General features: G+C 68.7%; 20 protein-coding genes. 14 read left to right on the forward strand and 6 right to left on the reverse strand.

The features are described from left to right. Positions 1-352: 352 nt before the first annotated feature. The 4 genes from AC1Z4A_RS07695 to AC1Z4A_RS07710 all read right to left on the reverse strand — a co-directional run bounded on the left by AC1Z4A_RS07695 (position 353) and on the right by AC1Z4A_RS07710 (position 3,573). Positions 353-694, reverse strand: a complete 342-nt coding sequence (locus AC1Z4A_RS07695) for a hypothetical protein (protein ID WP_483677100.1) — start codon at positions 692-694, stop codon at positions 353-355. Between the two features lie 686 nt (positions 695-1,380). Continuing rightward, positions 1,381-1,665: an AAA family ATPase gene (locus AC1Z4A_RS07700; protein WP_483677101.1), complete on the reverse strand. Its 285-nt coding sequence runs from the start codon at positions 1,663-1,665 to the stop codon at positions 1,381-1,383. Beyond that, on the reverse strand, positions 1,662-2,387 hold the full coding sequence (locus AC1Z4A_RS07705; RefSeq protein ID WP_483677102.1) for a 5-formyltetrahydrofolate cyclo-ligase: 726 nt from the start codon (positions 2,385-2,387) through the stop codon (positions 1,662-1,664). The genes AC1Z4A_RS07700 and AC1Z4A_RS07705 overlap by 4 nt, the downstream gene beginning before the upstream one ends. 19 nt (positions 2,388-2,406) lie before the next feature. Beyond that, a complete protein-coding gene (locus tag AC1Z4A_RS07710; protein ID WP_483677103.1) occupies positions 2,407-3,573 on the reverse strand; it encodes a helix-turn-helix domain-containing protein in 1,167 nt (388 codons plus the stop codon). A gap of 351 nt (positions 3,574-3,924) precedes the next feature. On the opposite strand from AC1Z4A_RS07710, the gene AC1Z4A_RS07715 reads away from it, so the two are divergent. From AC1Z4A_RS07715 to AC1Z4A_RS07750, 8 genes are all read left to right on the forward strand, one after another. Further along, on the forward strand, positions 3,925-4,110 hold the full coding sequence (locus tag AC1Z4A_RS07715) for a hypothetical protein (RefSeq protein ID WP_483677104.1): 186 nt from the start codon (positions 3,925-3,927) through the stop codon (positions 4,108-4,110). A gap of 564 nt (positions 4,111-4,674) precedes the next feature. Beyond that, entirely contained in the window at positions 4,675-5,829 is a 1,155-nt protein-coding gene (amcB, locus tag AC1Z4A_RS07720; RefSeq protein WP_483677105.1) for a cyclophane-forming radical SAM peptide maturase AmcB, read from the forward strand. Beyond that, on the forward strand, positions 5,826-6,020 hold the full coding sequence (gene amcA, locus AC1Z4A_RS07725) for a multiple cyclophane-containing RiPP AmcA (RefSeq protein ID WP_483677106.1): 195 nt from the start codon (positions 5,826-5,828) through the stop codon (positions 6,018-6,020). The genes amcB and amcA overlap by 4 nt, the downstream gene beginning before the upstream one ends. Positions 6,021-6,091: 71 nt before the next feature. After that, the gene (locus AC1Z4A_RS07730) at positions 6,092-6,778 is read left to right on the forward strand and encodes a pentapeptide repeat-containing protein (RefSeq protein ID WP_483677107.1); all 687 of its coding nucleotides are present in this window, start codon (positions 6,092-6,094) and stop codon (positions 6,776-6,778) included. Positions 6,779-7,542: 764 nt separating this feature from the next. Further along, the gene (locus AC1Z4A_RS07735; protein ID WP_483677108.1) at positions 7,543-8,475 is read left to right on the forward strand and encodes a hypothetical protein; all 933 of its coding nucleotides are present in this window, start codon (positions 7,543-7,545) and stop codon (positions 8,473-8,475) included. Further along, a complete protein-coding gene (locus AC1Z4A_RS07740) occupies positions 8,420-9,010 on the forward strand; it encodes a hypothetical protein (protein WP_483677109.1) in 591 nt (196 codons plus the stop codon). The genes AC1Z4A_RS07735 and AC1Z4A_RS07740 overlap by 56 nt, the downstream gene beginning before the upstream one ends. Positions 9,011-9,295: 285 nt before the next feature. Continuing rightward, a complete protein-coding gene (locus AC1Z4A_RS07745) occupies positions 9,296-9,484 on the forward strand; it encodes a hypothetical protein (RefSeq protein WP_483677110.1) in 189 nt (62 codons plus the stop codon). Between the two features lie 86 nt (positions 9,485-9,570). Further along, positions 9,571-10,140 carry a Uma2 family endonuclease gene (locus tag AC1Z4A_RS07750; protein WP_483683534.1) on the forward strand — a complete coding sequence of 190 codons (570 nt, stop codon included), beginning with the start codon at positions 9,571-9,573 and terminating at the stop codon, positions 10,138-10,140. Positions 10,141-10,234: 94 nt separating this feature from the next. On the opposite strand, the gene AC1Z4A_RS07755 is transcribed toward AC1Z4A_RS07750, so the two are convergent. Then, positions 10,235-11,002 carry an SDR family oxidoreductase gene (locus AC1Z4A_RS07755; protein ID WP_483677111.1) on the reverse strand — a complete coding sequence of 256 codons (768 nt, stop codon included), beginning with the start codon at positions 11,000-11,002 and terminating at the stop codon, positions 10,235-10,237. Between the two features lie 113 nt (positions 11,003-11,115). On the opposite strand from AC1Z4A_RS07755, the gene AC1Z4A_RS07760 reads away from it, so the two are divergent. The 4 genes from AC1Z4A_RS07760 to AC1Z4A_RS07775 all read left to right on the forward strand — a co-directional run bounded on the left by AC1Z4A_RS07760 (position 11,116) and on the right by AC1Z4A_RS07775 (position 15,826). Beyond that, positions 11,116-12,024 carry a sigma-70 family RNA polymerase sigma factor gene (locus AC1Z4A_RS07760; protein WP_483677112.1) on the forward strand — a complete coding sequence of 303 codons (909 nt, stop codon included), beginning with the start codon at positions 11,116-11,118 and terminating at the stop codon, positions 12,022-12,024. 277 nt (positions 12,025-12,301) lie between these two features. Then, entirely contained in the window at positions 12,302-13,729 is a 1,428-nt protein-coding gene (locus AC1Z4A_RS07765) for a family 2B encapsulin nanocompartment shell protein (protein WP_483677113.1), read from the forward strand. Positions 13,730-13,749: 20 nt separating this feature from the next. Beyond that, complete coding sequence (locus AC1Z4A_RS07770) at positions 13,750-14,886, forward strand: family 2 encapsulin nanocompartment cargo protein terpene cyclase (RefSeq protein WP_483677114.1); 1,137 nt, start codon at positions 13,750-13,752, stop codon at positions 14,884-14,886. Positions 14,887-14,974: 88 nt separating this feature from the next. Continuing rightward, positions 14,975-15,826, forward strand: a complete 852-nt coding sequence (locus AC1Z4A_RS07775) for a geranyl diphosphate 2-C-methyltransferase (RefSeq protein WP_483677115.1) — start codon at positions 14,975-14,977, stop codon at positions 15,824-15,826. Between the two features lie 79 nt (positions 15,827-15,905). Here AC1Z4A_RS07775 and AC1Z4A_RS07780 read toward each other — a convergent pair whose 3' ends face one another. After that, positions 15,906-16,184 (reverse strand): hypothetical protein, encoded by a 279-nt coding sequence (locus tag AC1Z4A_RS07780; RefSeq protein ID WP_483677116.1) that lies wholly within the window; start codon positions 16,182-16,184, stop codon positions 15,906-15,908. 142 nt (positions 16,185-16,326) lie between these two features. Here AC1Z4A_RS07780 and AC1Z4A_RS07785 point away from each other — a divergent pair, with 142 nt between their 5' ends. Both AC1Z4A_RS07785 and sph read left to right on the forward strand, forming a co-directional pair. Then, the gene (locus AC1Z4A_RS07785) at positions 16,327-16,695 is read left to right on the forward strand and encodes an arsenate reductase family protein (protein WP_483677117.1); all 369 of its coding nucleotides are present in this window, start codon (positions 16,327-16,329) and stop codon (positions 16,693-16,695) included. Between the two features lie 161 nt (positions 16,696-16,856). Next, entirely contained in the window at positions 16,857-17,843 is a 987-nt protein-coding gene (gene sph / locus AC1Z4A_RS07790; RefSeq protein WP_483677118.1) for a sphingomyelin phosphodiesterase, read from the forward strand. The last annotated feature ends 358 nt before the right edge of the window (positions 17,844-18,201 follow it).

The following is an 18,201-nucleotide window of genomic DNA, read 5'->3' on the forward strand; positions in this document are numbered from 1 at the left end:
AGGGGGCCACTCGTGCACATTGCGGGCAGGGGTGAAGCCTGCCCGAGTTGCCAACCAGCGTACGGCCCCCTGGCCATGCCCGACCCCAGACCGGGCAGGACACCGGCCAAAGCCTCGGAGCCGCCCTCGCGCAGGACTCCGGCGACACGTCGCGGTACAGCAGCGAAGTACAGCAACCGCACCGACCGTAGGCGACCCCAAGCCCCCGCCAACGTTCTACTCACCAGGGCGGGAGACCCCAGCGACCGTGAGGCCCATAGTTCGCATCGAGAGGATAGGTCGGTGGAGCACTTCTACTCGCCACCGAGGCTCCACCGACCCCGTGGGCACGTGATCTCCTAATGAGGCCAGATCACTGCGTTGCGGGTGCAGGCGGGCGAACGAATAGACCGAGCAGGCCGGACAGCACCGTCGTGAAGATCCCAAAGAGGACATCAGTATTCCTTTGCGTGGCCAGCGCGTAAACGATGCCCACCAGGTCGAGAGTGAGAATCACGCAAAGCGTGATCACCAGTGCCAGCCATAGCTGACTCGCTGTCGCCGGGGCCGGAGGCGGGATCATCGCTCCGGCGGCCGCTCCGGCGGCAGCACCGGCCGCTACAGCCACTTTGACTTCTGTCGGCTGCCCCTGCACGCCAGCCAACGCCTGCTCAACACTCTCTTGGATGGGGTCATCACCGTTCGCCATGGGCATTACACGTACCAGCGAGAACCTATGCGTGCGGTCCTAACTCGCGGAAACTACTACACGGCTCCCCCAGACGGCTGACCAGTCCATCCGCGCCCACGCCGGGGCCGTCTTGGGGCCGTCGAAGGGTGCTCGACGACGACCAACGCTGACAACCGTCGACAGTCAAGCCGCAAGTCAGCAGGTTGATCGATTACATGACCGCAGGCCAGGAAGCCGCCGCATCAGTTCTTCGACATCTAAGCCCGGCGACCGGATGATTTGAGGGCTCGTAAGCCCCTCTGGCCTGCAACGAGTTCCTGTCAGCCCCGTCGGCGCCATTGGGCGCCGACGGGGCTCAGTATGTCTGCAGGGGGCCTGATCACAGGTCCCATTGGATCGACGATCGAGCTACAAATAGCTCGGTACAACTCCTCTTCTCGCCATGCTCCGCACACCATCCAACATGGCGACCAGGTGGTACGGCGGCTCAGAAGTAGCCGTCACTGTTGCCTCCCTGTAGGTTGTCGGGTCCTTGCCGGCTACACCGTCGCCCGAGCTGATCAACTCCCGGTTGCGCATTCCCCATCCGGGCCACTCGGCCTGAAGGTACGTTGTCGGCGGCGGGTGAATTCGACCGTCGCCGAGATACGTCTCTAGGTCGTCACGGAAAACCGCATACGTGGCCTCGGCCACGGTTGAGGGCCAGGCAGTCACCGAGGTCGCTCCTTCTCCCAAGTACGCCAGACGCTTACGCTTCCGGCTCTCTCAGGGGCATAGCGGCCGAGTGCCTTGTAGTCGGATGTGGTCAGGCCATCGAACTCGACCTCCACGGAGATGCGCTCACCAACCATTGCCGAGTGCAGGTCGTCGGAGCTGAGCCCAACCTCTTTCTCACCATGGAAGAACCAGTCAAGCGCTCGAAGAACAGTGGACTTCCCAGCACCGTTCGGGCCGATAAAGGACGTTATCTCTTCGAAAGTTGGTCCGGACATCATCGAGCCGACTGTCTGCGCTGAAGCGCAGGGATGGCCGCGACCTTGGCGGCATCCAGGTGATCCCAGAGGATGCCCTTCGGGCGGTGCGGGGCCGGGCAGGTGATGATCTCATCGGGAGTGATAATCAGGTCGACGCTGACGTCATGCTCAATGGCAGGGATGGTGTCGTCGATCACCTGGAGCTGGTGAACGGTGGTGACGACGAGGGTCTCGGGACTGATCAGCCCGGCTTCGGTCAAGAGGGCGTACTCCAGGTCCGAGTAGCCTGCGCCCTTGCCTATCCGGATGCCATCTCTGTTGACCGCGACGCTGCCCAGCACCACGACCTGGATAGGGCGGAGCCCGTCTACATCGACGGTGGGCGCAACCATGGCCGCGACGCGGCTGGTCGCCGCCTCGACCGGCGGGACGGTCAGGGCGGCGGGATCCAGCAGATAGAACGGGCGCGACGTGGCGAGCTTGGGGGCTGCCATGTAGACCGTCTTACCCTCCTCCAGCGCGCGGGCCCGAACGGGGAGCTGGGCTTTGTCCGGTACTGCTTTGACAGTGGTGGCTCTCTGCCAAGCGGGTAGGGCAGCCAGGCGCTCCGCTGCCCGGTCGGCTCCCTTGAAGTTCGGGATGCGCCCGTGGGCAGTGTCATCGTAGGTGGCGGAGGCGGCGTCAAGGGCGTCCCAGACTGCCTGTCGTACCTGTCGCTTGGCCTCATCGTGCGCAATGGACACCGGGTGGTTCTCCTTGCCGTTACGTCGCTGCCATGAGGGCCAGCATCCGGTCATGGACGTCTTGAACACGAGGCTGCTGGCGCCAGGGGCGGAGGTCGCGGGCCGCACCGAAGACGATGTTCATACCTCCGCCGCCGCGTGTCAGCTCAAGATCTCCGACGGCTTCGTGGAGGGTGTCGACTGCAGCGTCGACTTCCCCTTGTCGGATGAGGGCGAGGGTGAGGTTTCCCAGCACGATCGCACGCGACTTCCTCCGCTCCGTCAACAGGGCCGCTGTGGTCGTAAGGACCTTCTCAGCACGCGCATACTGCCCCAGGGAGAGATAGCAGGCTCCGGTGAGCCGGCCAGGCTGGCTGGGCGAGATCAGTTCCGTCGCCGCGTCGGTGGCATCGGCCCTCGACAGATGGTCGTCCGCCTTCGCGAGGGCACGTTCGCAGTCGTCGGCCTCTCCGAGCCTGGCATGGGCTTCTCCCGCATGCAGCATGGCGAGTCCGGCGAGGGCGTGACTGGTACCCCTGGCTGTCGCTGCTGCTTGGAGGAAGAGATCGAGCCCAGCTCGTGGGGTCTGGGCACCGTAGAGGGCGATGTATCCGGTGCGCAGAAGGACATGGCCTTCGAGGATGCGGTCATGCAGGTAGCGGGCGACGCTGAGGCTCTGTGCGTAGAAGGACTTCGCGGTTTCGTGGTCACGGCGTTGGGAGGCGTCCCACACGAGCTGGCCCATGAACGTGGCGAGGTCGGACTGAAGGGTCCGTAGTTCGCGTTGCACCCGGCCTCGGCAAGCTTCGTTCGCCAGGAGAACGACCTGGCTGAGCTGACGCCCGGCGTCGGCGAGGAGGCCGGCGGACGGTTCCCGGTCGTAGCGCTCGCTCAGCTCCTGGAAGTCGGTACGGAGCATCGCGCAGGTTCCGAGGTCGGACTTCTCCGGATACCGGAGAGCGTAATCGTGACGCTCGTCGCGAAGGGAGGCGCCGGTTGTCGGGGCACCCAGCAGATCTCGCAACTCGTCGGTGGTGACTCCTAAGGTCTGGGCGAGGCGAGGGCGCATCCACGGTTGCGGGGCCCCACGGCCCCCCTCCCACCGCACGACAGTGGAGCGGTCCACGCCCAGGGCTTCCGCCAGGGACTCCTGGGTGAACCCCCTGGACTCCCGCTGCTGGACGAACCGGTGCCGCTTCAGCCCCATGACGTCATCTCCCCGCCCTCGCGCGTGAGGGGATCTCCCCAGGTCATGCCCAGCTGTGCCACACGGATGCCGCACAAGCGCGTCAATTCTGCCCTGGTTCTGTGCGCAGGTAAGGAGTTCTGTGGAGACGAGCACCCGGTCGTGATCCGCATAGGGATCCACGGGTGACGGCTCCTGCCCCTCTACGAGCCTCGGTCTCGATCTGGAAGGCCCCTTCATCTTGATTATTTCTGGACGCCGGAGACATGCACGGTTCCACGTCGGCAGGTGTACTGGCGGTGATCTGCGGTGAGTGCGAAAGCCGCGCCACCCGGCAGCACCCCGAGTAGGTGGCTCACCCTGGGCACACCTGTGCGTGACACGTCCAACAACCGGACCGGTGTGATCCATGGCATCGGCGACCCGGTGAAATTCGCCACCGATTCCGACCGCTCCTGTGTCTGGCTTCTGCCCATCGGCGGCGGTCACGAATGGCGTGCCAACGTCGCCGACATCGAGCCGCGTGCGGAGGGCCAGCCCAGCGAGGACGAACAGTGAACGTTCTCCCAGGTCGGCTGGTCAAGGACACCTGTACTGGCCGTGTCGGGGTGGTCCGGAGCGACGAAGGACGGTCCGTACTCCTAACTTCTCCGGACAAACAGATGCCTCCGTGGGCCTGTCCCAAGGATCACCTGGTCCTCGCATCCCCGACCGACCGCGCCGCCCTTGGCTTGAATCCCCGCGGAGATTTTCCATGACCTGGGGGACGAGCGATCACCTTCTACCACCGACGAAAGGCTGTCCCACTGTGATCAAACCCCACCCGCCCCGTGCCCTGGCCACAGGGGACAACAGCCCTATTGGTAGGGCCCGACGGCCCGACCTCGACCAAGCCTGGCGCTTCGTCGTCACCCTTCCTCACACTGCCGGCCCCGGCCAGGCCACCCTCGTCAAGAAGCGCTGCCGTTTCTGTTTGACGAAATACGAGGCTCTCCGGATCGCCCGACAATATGGCGATGTCCGTGCCGAGGAACAGCACGCCATCAACCTGGTAGCCCACTGGACCGCCGACCACCAGACCGTCCAGCCCTGAACCGGCGCCTTGAGTCAGTGAGGAGCGATATGGCAACGCACTCGAGTGGCTGGTATCGCGCCTGGTACAGCCAGTGGATCGCCCCCAGGCCGCAGACGGTCGTGGTTCAGCCGACCAGCTTCTGCAACCTGGACTGCCTCTACTGCTATCTGCCGCACCGAGGTGTGAAGAACAACATGTCTCCCGAGGTTGCCGAGGCAGTGGCGTCGTCCGTGGCCGGCCTCGCCACCGAGGGGCATCCGATCGACGTCGTGTGGCATGGCGGGGAGCCACTGGCGCTGGGGGCGCGAAAGTTCTCCCATCTGCTCGCCCCATTCGAGGTCCTGCGGCTGCAAGGCCGGGTCCATCACTACGTGCAGACGAACGCCACGCTCGTCTCCGATGCCTGGTGCGACCTGTTGACGGAGTTCGAGTTCCGCGTGGGCATCAGCATCGATGGGCCGGATGGGCTCAATGCCCAGCGCGTCGACCGGCACGGTCGCCCCGCCTTCGACCGGATCACACGCGGAATCGTCCGGTTGCGCGATCGCGGTATCCCGTTCTCGGTCATCGCGGTGGTCGCTGCGGAAGCCATCGGGCACCCCGAGGAACTCCTCGACTTCCTGGCCGGCCTGGGCTGCCACTCAGTAGGGCTGAACGTGGAGGAGGTCGAGGGTGTCAACACCGCGCGTCGGCCACCCAGCCGAGAGCAAGCCGAGGAATTCTGGCGACGGGTGCTCGCTTGGTCGCGCACCCACGGCGGTCTGCCGATCCGAGAACTGGAGCGGCTGTCCGAGTATCTGAGCCTCGCGCGCAGGGGCCACCGGGCCGACTGGGATCGGCGCCGTCTCGACCCGATACCAACCGTGACCTGGAACGGCGATGTCGTGTTGTTGTCCCCGGAACTGGCGGACACCACCGACGCCGGGTACGGCGACTTCCTGGCCGGAAATGTGCGGGAGCAGAGCATCGCGGCCATACTGCGAAACGCCCACCGTCTCCGCTACGTGCGTGACTTCCTCGTGGGCCTGGACCGCTGCCGGGCCGAGTGCGAGTTCTTCGACTTCTGCCGGGGAGCCCAGGCAGGCAATCGCTACTTCGAGAACGGCAGCCTGGCCACCACGGAAACGAACTACTGCCGCGTCTCAAGGCAAGCACTGGTCATGGACCTATCCACAGCTGCAGAGAGGGAGCAAGCCGCATGACCCTGCTGGAACAGCTCGTCACCACCGACGCGCCTGTCGTCCGTGACCTGGTCAGCGCCTACGACGACGCGGAGTCCGGCCCCGCCTGCATCGCCAAGTTCAACAACCAGCCCACCTGGGACAACTGGGCGAAGTCACCAACGCATTTCGACAACCGGCCGACCTGGGACAACTGGAACAAGAAAAAGTAGACACCCTCTGCCTGTCGGTGCCCCTCGCGGGCGCCGACAGGCAGAGGACGATCTGAGCTAGGAAAGAAGCCATGGGAACCCGCACGGTACGCAGCACAAGCGTCACCCTCCCGGCTCTGGACGCGCCGGGCCTGTACCTGTCGAACGTGACATCTCTGGAAGCCGGCCGGGGCAGGCTCTCGGAGTTCCAGTACGCCGATGCCGACCTCCGCGAGCTGGACCTCGCCGCCACCCACCTCTTGGACGGGCGCATCACCAGGGTGACGACCCAGCGCACCCGGCTCCATGAGGTCCGTGTCGACTCAGTCCAATTCTCGGACTGCGATCTGGGTTCGGTGCAGTGGATGGAAAGCAAGTTGTCCCGCGTCACGTTCACCAACTGCAAGATCATGGGCGCCTTGTTCGAGGAAGTGATCCTCGACAACGTCCTCTTCGACAACTGCAAGATCGACTACACCACCTTCGACCGGGTCCGGGCCGCCGGCCCCGTGATCTTCTCCAAGTGCACCCTGCGGGAGGCGACGTTCAAGTCGTCCGACCTCACCGCCGCCCTCCTCGAGGCATGCGATCTCGGGCTGGCTGAGTTCGACGGTGGAAAGTACTGGGACTTCGACCTGCGAGGGAACGACCTGGCCTCCGTGCGGGGCGTGGGAGCCCTGAAGGGAATCATCATCGACCGCAACCAGACGCTTCAGCTGGCCGAGGCCCTGGCAGCCGAGCTGGACGTCACCTACGGCGAGGACACCGGCGACGAATAATGCCCGGCAGTGCCGACGGGAGGGACCGGCATGGCAACACGATTGGCCTTCGACGACTGCAAGGGCCTGCTGGAACGGTGTGAGATCGGCCCCGTCCGCCAGTACGCGGGGGAACCGAACTACGATGACGGGGCCGTGCTGCCGGTCGGGGACTGGCAACCGCTGAGCCCCAGGGAAGCTCTTCACTTTCGGGCGTGCACCGACAACCACAACGGGACTCTGGTCGAGTTGGTGAGAGGGCCTGTGCTTGGCCTGCCCCTTGACAGTGAGCAGGACTTTTACGAGCCGACCGCTCGACGCCATCCATTCGAAGGCCGATGGCCTGCGAAGTTCCTGGGCTGCGCTACCAGCCCTGCGAATGCCCGTACGGTCACTGTGGACCCCGCCACCGGCCGTCGACTCGGGCTCCACGTCGACAACTGGGACCGTCTCTCCCACGGAGCCCGTCGCGAAGGCCGACGCAGGTTGTGCCTGAACCTCGGCCCAGGACGGCGGTACCTCCTGCTGGGTGACCGGGACATCGAAGAGGTGAGCCAGCCACCGCATGACGGGCGCGGGCCGTTCTACCCCCACACCAATGACCTGCGCCAATACGTCGCAGAGGGTCGGCCCCTGCGCTGCCTGCGCATACGTTTGGACCCCGGCGAGGGCTACATCGCCCCCACCGAACTCCTGCCGCATGACGGCTCGACCGCGGGCCAGGCTCTGCCCTCCACAGCCGCTTTCTGGCTGGGCCGGTGGCCGGCGCGGGCGGGGGCACCTCGGTGCCTGCTCCGGTGCCCCTGCGCCAGGTCCGCGACGAGCTGACCGGCCGTCCCCGGCGGATCAACGCAGGGCTGGGCCGTACCCGCTGCGGACCGGCCGGAGCGGTGATCGCTGCCCTCCGCGCGGGCCTGGGCCTGGACGACGCGGTGACGGAGCTGTGCGTCAACCACGTGGGGCAGTGGAGGGGAATTCCGTTGCACTTCACCGCCGTAACCCCGACCGTGTGCCTCTCCTGGCTGTACGCCGCCGAGGCCCGTCAGCTGATTGCCGCCGACGCCAAGCTCCGTGATGCCTACGAGCCCCCTGGCCCGCCGGTACGTCCCCACACACCCCGGCAGAAGGAGAAGACCGCAGTGCTCCAGACCGCTGTCCGTATCGCCACGGCCACCCAGGCCGCGACCGTCACCAGCAACGCGCCGGTGATCACCGACTGGACTCGTCGCTACTTCGGCCCCTGGTGGAATGCCACCAGCACCGCCCCTGACGCCAACGCAGCGGTGATCGCCGACGTGAACCCCGACCGAGTCACCGAGATCGCCCAGCGTGTGGCCGACCACGCGCACGAGGAGACCGTCTACGCGAACTCGACCATGCTCTTCCGCCGGGACGATGACGGCACCGTCCTCGCCTACCAGCCTGACGACAAGCTCGTCTACCGGGCCGAGCCCGGCGGCGGCCCCCTGCGCATCTACGGGTGCGAAGATGTTCCCATCGCCCTGGCCGCCGCACGCCTCGCCCGCGAGGTCGTCCGCGGGCAGCTCCTGGCGGACGGCTGGTCGATTCTGCACGCCTCCGCCGTCGTCCACGACGGGCAGACCGTGCTGGCCCTGGGCGGCAAGGGCGCCGGGAAGACCACCACCGCCCTCATCCTGGCCCGTGCCAGCTGGCAGCTGGCAGCTGCTGGCCAACGACCGCGTCTTCATCCGTCGTGAGGGCGACCGGCTGCGGGTCCTGCCCTGGCCGTCCGCCGCCGCCATCGGCCTGGGGCTTCTGGACGCCCTCGACTGGTACGAGACCGTCCGTGAACGTCTCCGCAGCGGCGAACAGCTCCACCCCACCCAGCACCAGAAGGTCACCGACGCCCTCCACTCCGGCAGCCGCACACCCCTATGGAAGGAGTCCGGCAAGGAACTCAAGCCCCAGTTCTTCCCCGACCAGCTCCACTCCTGGCTCGGCCTGAGCCTGGCCACCGAGGGACACGCCGCCCGCATCCTCTTCCCCAAGATCACCCCCGGCACCGAGCCCTCCCTCCTCGGCGAGGACCGAAGTGTAGGGGCCGGCGACTTCTTCACCGCCGGTACCGAAGACCGCTACCCCGACGTCTTCGACCTCCTGCCTACCGACCTCCCCGACACTCAGCCCCTGCTCGAACTGCTCGGCGAACTTCCCCGGAACGTCCTGGCTCTGGGGCACGACGTGAAGGCGAACACCGACTTCCTCGCACAGGTCACAGGCCCGACCGCATGAACGAACGATGGCGGGTATGACCCACGGCATTTCCGCCACCGTCGGCGTATCCCCTGGTGCTCCGCTACCCCAGTGGGTGGCTCACGGTGCCGCCTCTCATTCCGCCGCCCATACTTTCAACCCCATACAGGAGGCCCTTCTTGGCTGAGCCGTACGACCGCTGGTACAAGAAGCGCCCTCAACCCGGCGACGAGAGGTGCAAGGCCCACGGAAAAGTGCCGACTGCAGGTCCTCGACGAGACCACATTCGGCCTCATCTTCACCCACCTGTCGTCAATCCTGGCCATGGCGGTAAACGACGACCTGATCCCGAAGAACCCCTGCGAGATCGGGTCGGTCAAGCGCGTGAAGCCCAGGCGGTCGAAGGAGTCGGCCAAAGACGTGCCGCTCACCTGGGAGCGGACGGATGACCTGCGCCAGCAGCTGTACCGGCGCGATACCGTCGGTCGTGTAACCGAGAGGAGGACGTCGTGACCGCGCAGCCCATCGGCCACGGTCCGCAGCCGCCCGCCCGCCGGGGCCGGGCACCGCTGCACGACGTGTCGGCTCCGCGCCCGCAGATGACCCCCGAGCAGTTCGAGCACATCGCCAGAGAAGCGGCGCGCCAGGACGTGACGCTGGAGTTCATCAACGGACGGATCGGGGTCAAGCCGGTGGGGGACGGGAACCACGACGAGATCGCCACCTGGCTCACCGCGCAGTGCATGCAGTTCCGGCCCGACCTGCGCGTCCACGGAAACCGGGGCCTGCGCGTGGATGCCTACCGCAAGGGGATGGCCCGCCCGGACATCGCCCTCGCTCCGCCCGGCGCCTTCGCGGGCACAGGCGAGTGGGGCGACCCCGCACCTGTGCTTCTCGTCGCGGAGATCACTTCCTTCGACTCCGACACCGACACACGGGACCGCCACGAGAAGCCCCGCGCCTACGCGGAGTCCGGCATCCCGGCGTTCATCCTGATCGACCGGGACGTGGAAAGGATCACCGTCTACAGCGACCCCGTGGACGGCAAGTACGAGAGCGCCCCCTCATACGGCTATGGCGACCGGGTGGAGATTCCCGGCCTCGACATCACACTCGACACCGAGGAACTCAAGAACTACACGGGCAGGCCCGACCCGGGCCTCCAGTAGAGTCGGTGTCCTCCAAGGGTGCGCGCCGCCAGCGTATCCATCCCGGACGTGACGGACGAGAGCGAGACTGCCTCGTAGATCCCGATTCCGGCCTTCACCCTCCCACCCGCTCCGCCAGGAACCCCTCCCACGTCCGCTCCCCCTTGACCGCCCCGCTGAGGGCGAGGTTCTCCCCGGCCCGGTACGCGCGGCCGAGTTTGCCGGGTACGCGGACCGGGAGCATCGGGCGCTTCTTGCCCCGGGCGCGCAGGTAGCCGCGGCTCAGCTCGGCCAGCTCGTAGACGTCCGGGCCGGCCAGGTCGGGGACCGCGCCGGACGGGGCGCCTAGGGTCAGTTCCACGAGGCGGGCGGCCACTTCGCGGGCGTCGACCGGCTGCCAGCGGACTCCGCCGGGGGCCGGGAGCACCGGCAGCTTCGCCATCTTCTCCACCACCTTCAGGGCCAGGTCGTGGAACTGGGCGGCGCGCAGTGTCGTCCACGGCAGCCCGGACTCGGCCACAGCCCGCTCCGCGTCCAGCTTGGCCCTGAAGTAGCCCAGCGGGACGCGGTCCGCACCGATGACCGAGATGTACACCAGGTGTCCCACCCCGGCGCGTTGCGCGGCCCGCACCAGGTTCCGGGTCGCCACGTCGTCGCCCTTGGGGCCGCCCGCGAGGTGCAGGACGATGCCGGCGCCCTCGACCGCGGCCTCGACCCCCTCGTCCTTGAGCAGGTCGCCGGTGACGTAGGCGATGCCGTCCGCGGACTCGTGCGGGTGCCGGCTGAGCACCCGCACCTCGCGGCCGGCGTCCCGCAGCAGCGGGACGACCAGGCGTCCGAGCGTGCCCGTGCCGCCGGTGACCAGGATCGTGGACGTCGTCATGGCTTCTTCCCGTTCGCTTCCCGTGTGCCCTGGCCGGAAGTTGATCTCCGGCCAGGGCTGCTGTTTCGTGGTTTCCGCTGCTATGACACCCGGTGCGGAAGGAATGTGACACGGTGGACGAACACGAGGATCCGACGGGGCGGTTCGAGGAGCACCGGGCCCGGCTGAGGGCCGTGGGCTACCGGATGCTCGGGTCGGTGAGCGAGGCCGACGACGCCGTTCAGGAGGCTTGGCTGCGGCTCGTTCGAACCGAGGCCGATCCCGATGCCGAAGAGATAGAGAATCTTGGTGGGTGGCTGACGACCGTAGTGGCCCGCGTGTGCCTGAACATGCTGCGCTCGCGCGAACACCGGCGCGAGGAGCCCCTCGAGGTGTACGTGCCCGACCCGCTCATCGCGCCAGTCTCCGGGGTCGACCCGGAGCAGGAGGCCCTGCTGGCCGACTCGGTCGGTCTGGCGCTGCTGGTCGTCCTCGAATCGCTGTCGCCGGCCGAGCGGCTGGCGTTCGTGCTGCACGACATGTTCGCCGTGCCCTTCGACGACATCGCCGCGGTGATCGAGCGGACTCCGGCCGCCACCCGCCAGCTCGCCAGCCGCGCCCGCCGCCGGGTCCAGGGCCGGTCCCCGGCCCCCGACCCCGACCTCACGCGCCAGCGCGAGGTCGTCGACGCCTTCTTCGCCGCTTCCCGCGACGGCGACTTCGACGCGCTCGTCGCCGTACTCGACCCCGAGGTCGTCCTCCGCTCCGACGCAGGCCGGGGCTCCCGCTTCTCCGTCGCCCTCTCCGGTGCCCGCACCGTGGCCTCCCAGGCCGTCACCTTCAGCGGCCTCGCCCCCTTCGTCCGTCCCGCCCTGATCAACGGCACCGCGGGAGTCGTCGTGGTCGCGAACGGCCGTCCGCTGTCCGTCATGGCCTTCACCGTCACGGACGGCAGGATTGCCGCCATCGACGTCCTGGCCGACTCGGACCGCCTGCGCGACCTTGACCTGTCGGTGCTCGACCTGCCGGTGCTCGACAGCTGACGCGCGACCGCACATTATCGGCCACCTCACCCATGGGGCACGGGGCCTCAGCCACCTGTCAGCCGTGATCAAAGTGCAGGTCATCGCGGCATAGTGGACCTGATCGCCACACGTGGCCCGCCCCCACCCCATGGCTCGAATCCACCGTCTCTCCCCCACTCACCTCGACCAACATCATCTGACGCTGCTTCACTTACGCGCCGGGAGTCCCTCCTCGCCCGAACGGGCCGTTCCAGGGGCTCCTTCTTGACGCATGCGCCCAGATGGAGGGACCGGGATGTCGACCGCAGTGCACGGGCAGCAGCCGGAGCGAGCCGAGCAGTCAGCAGGCCGGGCACAGCTCAGTCTGGGGATCGCCGCCGCGCGGAATCTGGCGACCGTCACCAAGAGCGTCCCGCAGATGCAGGGAGTCAGCTCGCGGTGGCTGCTGCGCATGCTGCCCTGGGTCGAGGTCAAGGGCGGTACGTACCGGGTCAACCGGAGGCTGGTGTACGAGGTCGGGGACGGGCGGGTGACCTTCGTCCAGGACGGGGCGGCGGTCAAGGTCGTGCCCGCCGAGCTGGCCGAGCTGCCGCTGCTGCGCGGTTTCGCCGACGACGAGGTGCTGCGGGCGCTGGCCGGGCGCTGCGAGCAGCGTACGTACGAGGCCGGGCAGGTCATCGCCGAGCGTGGGCGGGCCGTCGACCACGTGTACCTCCTTGCGCACGGCAAGGTGGAGAAGGCCGGCTCCGGGAAGTACGGCGCGGAGACCCGGCGCGGCGTGCTCGCCGACGGTGCCTTCTTCGGCGGGCAGGCGCTGGCCGGGGAGCCGGGCACCTGGGAGTTCACGGCACGCGCGCTGACGGCGTGCACCGTGCTGTCCCTGCCCCGGGCCGCGTACGAGGAGGTGGCCGGGCGCAGCGAGCGGCTCCGGGAGCACGTGCGGCAGCGCGAGGCCGAGCGGGCGCGGCCGCGGAACAAGAAGGGCGAGGCCGACATCGCGCTGGCCGCAGGCCACACCGGTGAGCCCGTCATCCCGGGCACCTTCGTCGACTACGAACTCCGGCCGCGCGAGTACGAGCTGAGCGTGGCCCAGACGGTCCTCCGGGTGCACAGCCGGGTCGCCGACCTCTACAACGAGCCGATGGACCAGGTCGAGCAGCAGCTGCGGCTGACCATCGAGGCGCTGCGCGAGCGCCAGGAGTCCGAGCTGGTCAACAACCCCGAGTTCGGGCTGCTGCACAACGCCGACTACAGCCAGCGCATCTCCACCCACTCCGGCCCGCCCACCCCGGACGACATGGACGAGCTGCTCAGCATGCGGCGGGGGACCAAGGCGTTCTTCGCTCATCCGCGGGCCGTTTCCGCCCTCGCCCGCGAGTGCAACAAGCGGGGGCTGTCCTTCGACAGCGCCGACGTGGGCGGCCACGCGGTGCCCGCCTGGCGGGGCGTGCCGATCCTCCCCTGCGGGAAGATCCCGGTCTCGGAGGAGGGCACCTCCTCGATCCTCGCGATGCGCCTGGGCGAGAAGGAGGAGGGGGTGGTCGGGCTGCGGCAGACGGGCATCCCGGACGAGTACGAGCCGGGCCTGAACGTGCGGTTCATGGGCATCAACGACCAGGCCGTCATCTCCTACCTGGTCAGCACCTACTACTCGGCGGCCGTCCTCGTGCCCGACGCGCTCGGCGTGCTCGAGAACGTCGAGGTCTTCCACACTCCCTCCTGACGGATCGAAGAGGAGCATCGGTGTCTCTGCTGTCGCGGATGTCCGCGCCCGCGGCCCGGCACGACGTGGCGCGGCTCGCGGCGGCGCTGCTCGACCGCCAGGGCGTCCCGGCCGCGCCCAGGGCCCTCCGGCTGCCCTCCGGGCCGACCGGCCTGGGCACCTCCGCCGCCCGCGTCGCGGCCCGCAAGCCGGCCGCCGCGTCCGCCTCCGGCGTCCCGGAGCTGTACTGCCCGCCCGCGCTCCGGGACGACCCGGCGCTCGGCGGGGAGGTCAACGAGCGGCTGCTGGCCTGGGCCGAGGAGACCGGCATCTACGCCGGCCGGCTCGACCGCGTCCGCGCCGCCGACTTCGGGCGGCTGATGATGCTGGCCCACCCCGACACCGACGACCCCGACCGGCTGCTCGCGGCGGGCAAGTGCGCGCTGGCCGAGTGGGCCACGGACGACTACTACTGCGACGACGGGGCCGGCCCCGACCTCCTGGGCTCGCACCTGGGCCCCGCGTACGCAGCCGTCGACCCGTCCCACCTCCCCGCCCGCTACGCCCTCGCCTGGGAGCGGGAGATGCGCGAGGACCCCGTCCGGGTCGCCCTGCGCGCCGGCATGGAGCACCTGGCCCGCTACGCCGAACCGTCCCAACTGGCCCGGCTGCGCCACGAGGTGGCCGTCCTCTTCGTCGGCTACGGGCAGGAGGGCTCCTGGCGCTCGCGCGGCCACATGCCCACCGTTCCCGAATACCTGGCGCACCGGCAGATCAACAGCTTCCTGCCCTGCATCGCGCTGACCGACGCGGTGGGCGGCTACGCGCTGCCCGCGAGCGAGTACGCCGACCCGCGGGTGCGCCGCGCCGTGACCATGGCGGCCACCGCCGCCACGCTCGTCAACGACCTCTACTCCATGACCAAGGAACACCACGCCTCCGGCGTGGAGTTCAACCTGCCGACCGTGATCGCCGAGCAGGAGCGGTGCTCGCCCCGTGAGGCGATCGAGCGGAGCGCGGAGGTCCACGACGAGCTGGTGCGCGCCTACGAGGCGGAGGCGGCCGCCCTTGCCCTCACCGGCTCGCCCCTGCTGCGCCGCTTCCTCGCGGGGGTGTGGGCCTGGCTCGGCGGCAACCGCGCATGGCACAGCGGCAGCCCCCGCTACAACAACGCCTGAGCCGGACCCCGTTCCCCTACCCCTCGCATTCCCCTGCATTTCTCTGCATTTCTCTGCATTTCCCCTGCCCGTCCCAAGGAGCACGTCCATGAGCACCGTCCCCACGCCCGTCCTGCGCACCGCGTACCAGAAGTCCGTCGCGGAGTACTGGAACAACGAGAAGGACCCGGTCAACCTGCGCCTGGGCGACGTCGACGGCCTCTACCACCACCACTACGGGCTCGGCGACTACGACCCCTCCGTCCTGGAGGGTCCGCAGGAGACGCGCGACGAGCGCATCGTCGAGGAGCTGCACCGGCTCGAGTCGGCCCAGGCCGACGTCCTCCTCGACCACCTGGGCCCCGTCACCGCCGGGCAGCGCCTGCTGGACGCCGGGTGCGGGCGCGGCGGCACCAGCATCATGGCCAACGCGCGCTTCGGCTGCCGGACGGACGGCGTGTCCATCTCCCAGGCACAGGTCGACTTCGCCAACGAGCAGGCCCGCAAGCGGGGCGTGGACGACAAGGTGCGCTACCACTTCGCCAACATGCTGGACACCGGCCTGCCGACCGGTGCCTTCCAGGGCATCTGGAACAACGAGTCCACCATGTACGTGGACCTGTTCGACCTCTTCGCCGAGCACGCCCGCCAGCTGGCCTTCGGCGGCCGCTACGTCGTCATCACCGGCTGCTCCAACGACGTGACCGGCGGCCGCTCCAAGGCCGTCAGCCGCATCGACGAGCACTACACCTGCAACATCCACCCGCGCAGCGCCTACTTCAAGGCCATGGCCGCCAACGGTCTCGTCCCCATGAACGTCGTCGACCTCACGCCCGCGGCCATCCCGTACTGGGAGCTGCGCGCCAAGTCCTCGCTGGCCACCGGCGTCGAGGAGCCGTTCCTGACCGCGTACCGCGAGGGCAGCTTCCACTACCTGCTCATCGCCGCGGACCGCGTCTGAGCGCACGCCCCCGATACGGACCGGCCGCCCCCGCGGAAGCAGGGGCGGCCGGTCCTTTCTCCGGCGCCGGGCCCCCGGCTCAGGCGGCGTCGGCCGGGATCAGCGAGCGCACCAGCCGGCACGTGGTGTTCGACGGGCGGTGCACCCCGATACGGACGGCCGTGCGGCGTATGCGGCGGTTGTCCGCCTGCTGGGGGCGGACCACTCCCGCGTGGAGCAGGGCGATGGCCAGGCGCATGGCCTTCAGCTGGCGGTTGTGGGCCTCGTACCAGTCGCGCGGGCGGCCGGCGGGCAGGCGTTTCTTGGGCAGGGTCGCAAGGGTCGGCAGATCCGGCAGAGGTGTTGCTGCTACGGCCATCGGCGTCCTCCTGACAGGGCCACGGTCCCTCTCTCAACTGGGTTCAATTTTACTGCCGGGCACTGACAACCGGCCCTGATCAGCGCTGGTCAGACGCCCTTTGCGACGCCCTTTGCCCGGAGTACGCGCTACCGTGTGGGCCATGGAGATCTGGATCAATCCCGCATGTTCGAAGTGCCGCAGCGCCATCTCGCTGCTCGATGCCGAGGGGGCCGGCTACACCGTGCGCCGCTACCTCGAGGACGTGCCGAGCGCGGACGAGATCCGGGCGGTGCTCGGGCGGCTCGGGCTGGAGCCGTGGGACATCACGCGGACGAAGGAGGCGGAGGCCAAGGAGCTGGGGATCGAGGACTGGCCGCGCGAGGCGGCGGCGAGGGACCGCTGGGTGGAGGCCCTCGCCCGGCACCCGAAGCTGATCCAGCGGCCGATCATCACGGCCGACGACGGCACCGCGGTCGTGGGGCGCTCGGAGGAGGCGGTCCGGGAGGCGCTGTCCCGGTCCGGTCGCTGAGCGGCGGGGCGGTATCGCGGGGGCGGTGAACAGGGTTACGGCTGCGGTTCCCGGGGCGCCATCCGGCGGTCACGCGGAGCTAACGGCAACTGATCTGATGTGCCAGGCTCGTTCCGCACCAGCCCGCCCGCAGAGGGTCCCCACCCGCCGAGGGAGTCACAGTGCCGTTCTCGAAGACCGTCAGATCCGCCGCGCTGACCGCCGCCGCGGCGGCCGCGCTCGCCGTGTCCCTTCCGCAGAGCGCCCGGGCCGCGGACGCGGCCGCCCCCACGCCCCGCCTCAAGGTGCTGACGTACAACACCTTCCTCATGAGCACCAATCTCTACCCCAACTGGGGCCAGGAGCACCGGGCCCAGGAGATAGCCGCGGCCGATTTCTTCCAGGGGAACGACGTCGTCGTGCTCCAGGAGGCCTTCGACAACGCGGCCTCGGACCACCTCAAGGCGCGTGCGGCGGGCCGGTACCCGTACCAGACGCCTGTCGTCGGGCGCAGCAAGGACGGCTGGGACGCCACCGGCGGCAGCTACTCCGCGACCACGCCGGAGGACGGCGGCGTGACGGTGCTCAGCAAGTGGCCGATCCTCCGCAAGGAGCAGGTGATCTACAAGGACGCGTGCGGCTCGGACTGGTGGTCCAACAAGGGCTTCGCGTACGTCGTCCTGGACGTCAACGGCGCCCGGGTGCACGTCGTGGGCACGCACACCCAGTCGACCGACAGCGGCTGCAAGGCGGGCGAGGCGGCCGCGGACCGCTCGAAGCAGTTCCAGCAGATCGACGCGTTCCTGGACGCCAAGAACATCCCGGCCGACGAGCAGGTCATGCTCGTCGGCGACCTGAACGTGGACTCGCGCAGCGCCGAGTACCGCTCCCTGCTCGCCGACGCCGACGTCGCCCCGGCGGACGCCCGCGACGGCCACCCGTACTCCTTCGACACGAAGGAGAACTCGATCACGTCCTACCGCTACCCGGCCGACCCCCGCGAGGACCTGGACTACGTGCTCCACCGCAACGGGCATGCGCGGCCGCAGGGCTGGCACAACACGGTGATCAAGGAGCAGTCCGCGCCGTGGACCGTCTCCAGCTGGGGCAAGAAGTACACGTACACCGACCTCAGCGACCACTACCCGGTGATCGCCTCGGCGGGCTGACCGTACGGACAGGTCGTTGTCGGTGGCCGCTGCCCGGCCGAGCGGTGCCGGGGACGGCGCCCCGGGCCCGGTTCCCGGGTGCGTTGATCGTTTTCCGGCCGTCAAGGTTCCGGATCAAGTGGCCGAAGGGGGTCTGCTGTCCCGGGGCGGCTCGTGTTTCAATAGGGGGCATGGCCAGCTACCAGAACACCGCGACGGGTCGCCACGACCTCGAGCCCTTCTGGCCTTCTCGTCAGCATGACGATTTCGACCGAGTGTGTTGTCGCGCGCCCCTCGCGCAGGCCCACTCCTCCCGCTGACCCCCACGTCGAAGTCAGCCGCCGGCACCGGTCCCGGCAAAGCGGCCCGCGCACAGCAC

Source organism: Streptomyces sp. 17_S59, from assembly GCF_056930295.1.

What these genes read in the sequence shown, in the direction of transcription:
- AC1Z4A_RS07700 (WP_483677101.1), bottom strand. Translation starts at nt 1,665, where the DNA reads ATGATGTCCGGACCAACTTTCGAAGAGATAACGTCCTTTATCGGCCCG.
- amcA (WP_483677106.1), top strand. Translation starts at nt 5,826, where the DNA reads ATGACCCTGCTGGAACAGCTCGTCACCACCGACGCGCCTGTCGTCCGT.
- AC1Z4A_RS07765 (WP_483677113.1), top strand. Translation starts at nt 12,302, where the DNA reads ATGTCGACCGCAGTGCACGGGCAGCAGCCGGAGCGAGCCGAGCAGTCA.
- AC1Z4A_RS07695 (WP_483677100.1), bottom strand. Translation starts at nt 694, where the DNA reads ATGCCCATGGCGAACGGTGATGACCCCATCCAAGAGAGTGTTGAGCAG.
- AC1Z4A_RS07785 (WP_483677117.1), top strand. Translation starts at nt 16,327, where the DNA reads ATGGAGATCTGGATCAATCCCGCATGTTCGAAGTGCCGCAGCGCCATC.
- AC1Z4A_RS07775 (WP_483677115.1), top strand. Translation starts at nt 14,975, where the DNA reads ATGAGCACCGTCCCCACGCCCGTCCTGCGCACCGCGTACCAGAAGTCC.
- AC1Z4A_RS07710 (WP_483677103.1), bottom strand. Translation starts at nt 3,573, where the DNA reads ATGGGGCTGAAGCGGCACCGGTTCGTCCAGCAGCGGGAGTCCAGGGGG.
- AC1Z4A_RS07780 (WP_483677116.1), bottom strand. Translation starts at nt 16,184, where the DNA reads ATGGCCGTAGCAGCAACACCTCTGCCGGATCTGCCGACCCTTGCGACC.
- amcB (WP_483677105.1), top strand. Translation starts at nt 4,675, where the DNA reads ATGGCAACGCACTCGAGTGGCTGGTATCGCGCCTGGTACAGCCAGTGG.
- AC1Z4A_RS07755 (WP_483677111.1), bottom strand. Translation starts at nt 11,002, where the DNA reads ATGACGACGTCCACGATCCTGGTCACCGGCGGCACGGGCACGCTCGGA.
- AC1Z4A_RS07750 (WP_483683534.1), top strand. Translation starts at nt 9,571, where the DNA reads ATGACCCCCGAGCAGTTCGAGCACATCGCCAGAGAAGCGGCGCGCCAG.
- AC1Z4A_RS07730 (WP_483677107.1), top strand. Translation starts at nt 6,092, where the DNA reads ATGGGAACCCGCACGGTACGCAGCACAAGCGTCACCCTCCCGGCTCTG.
- AC1Z4A_RS07745 (WP_483677110.1), top strand. Translation starts at nt 9,296, where the DNA reads ATGGCGGTAAACGACGACCTGATCCCGAAGAACCCCTGCGAGATCGGG.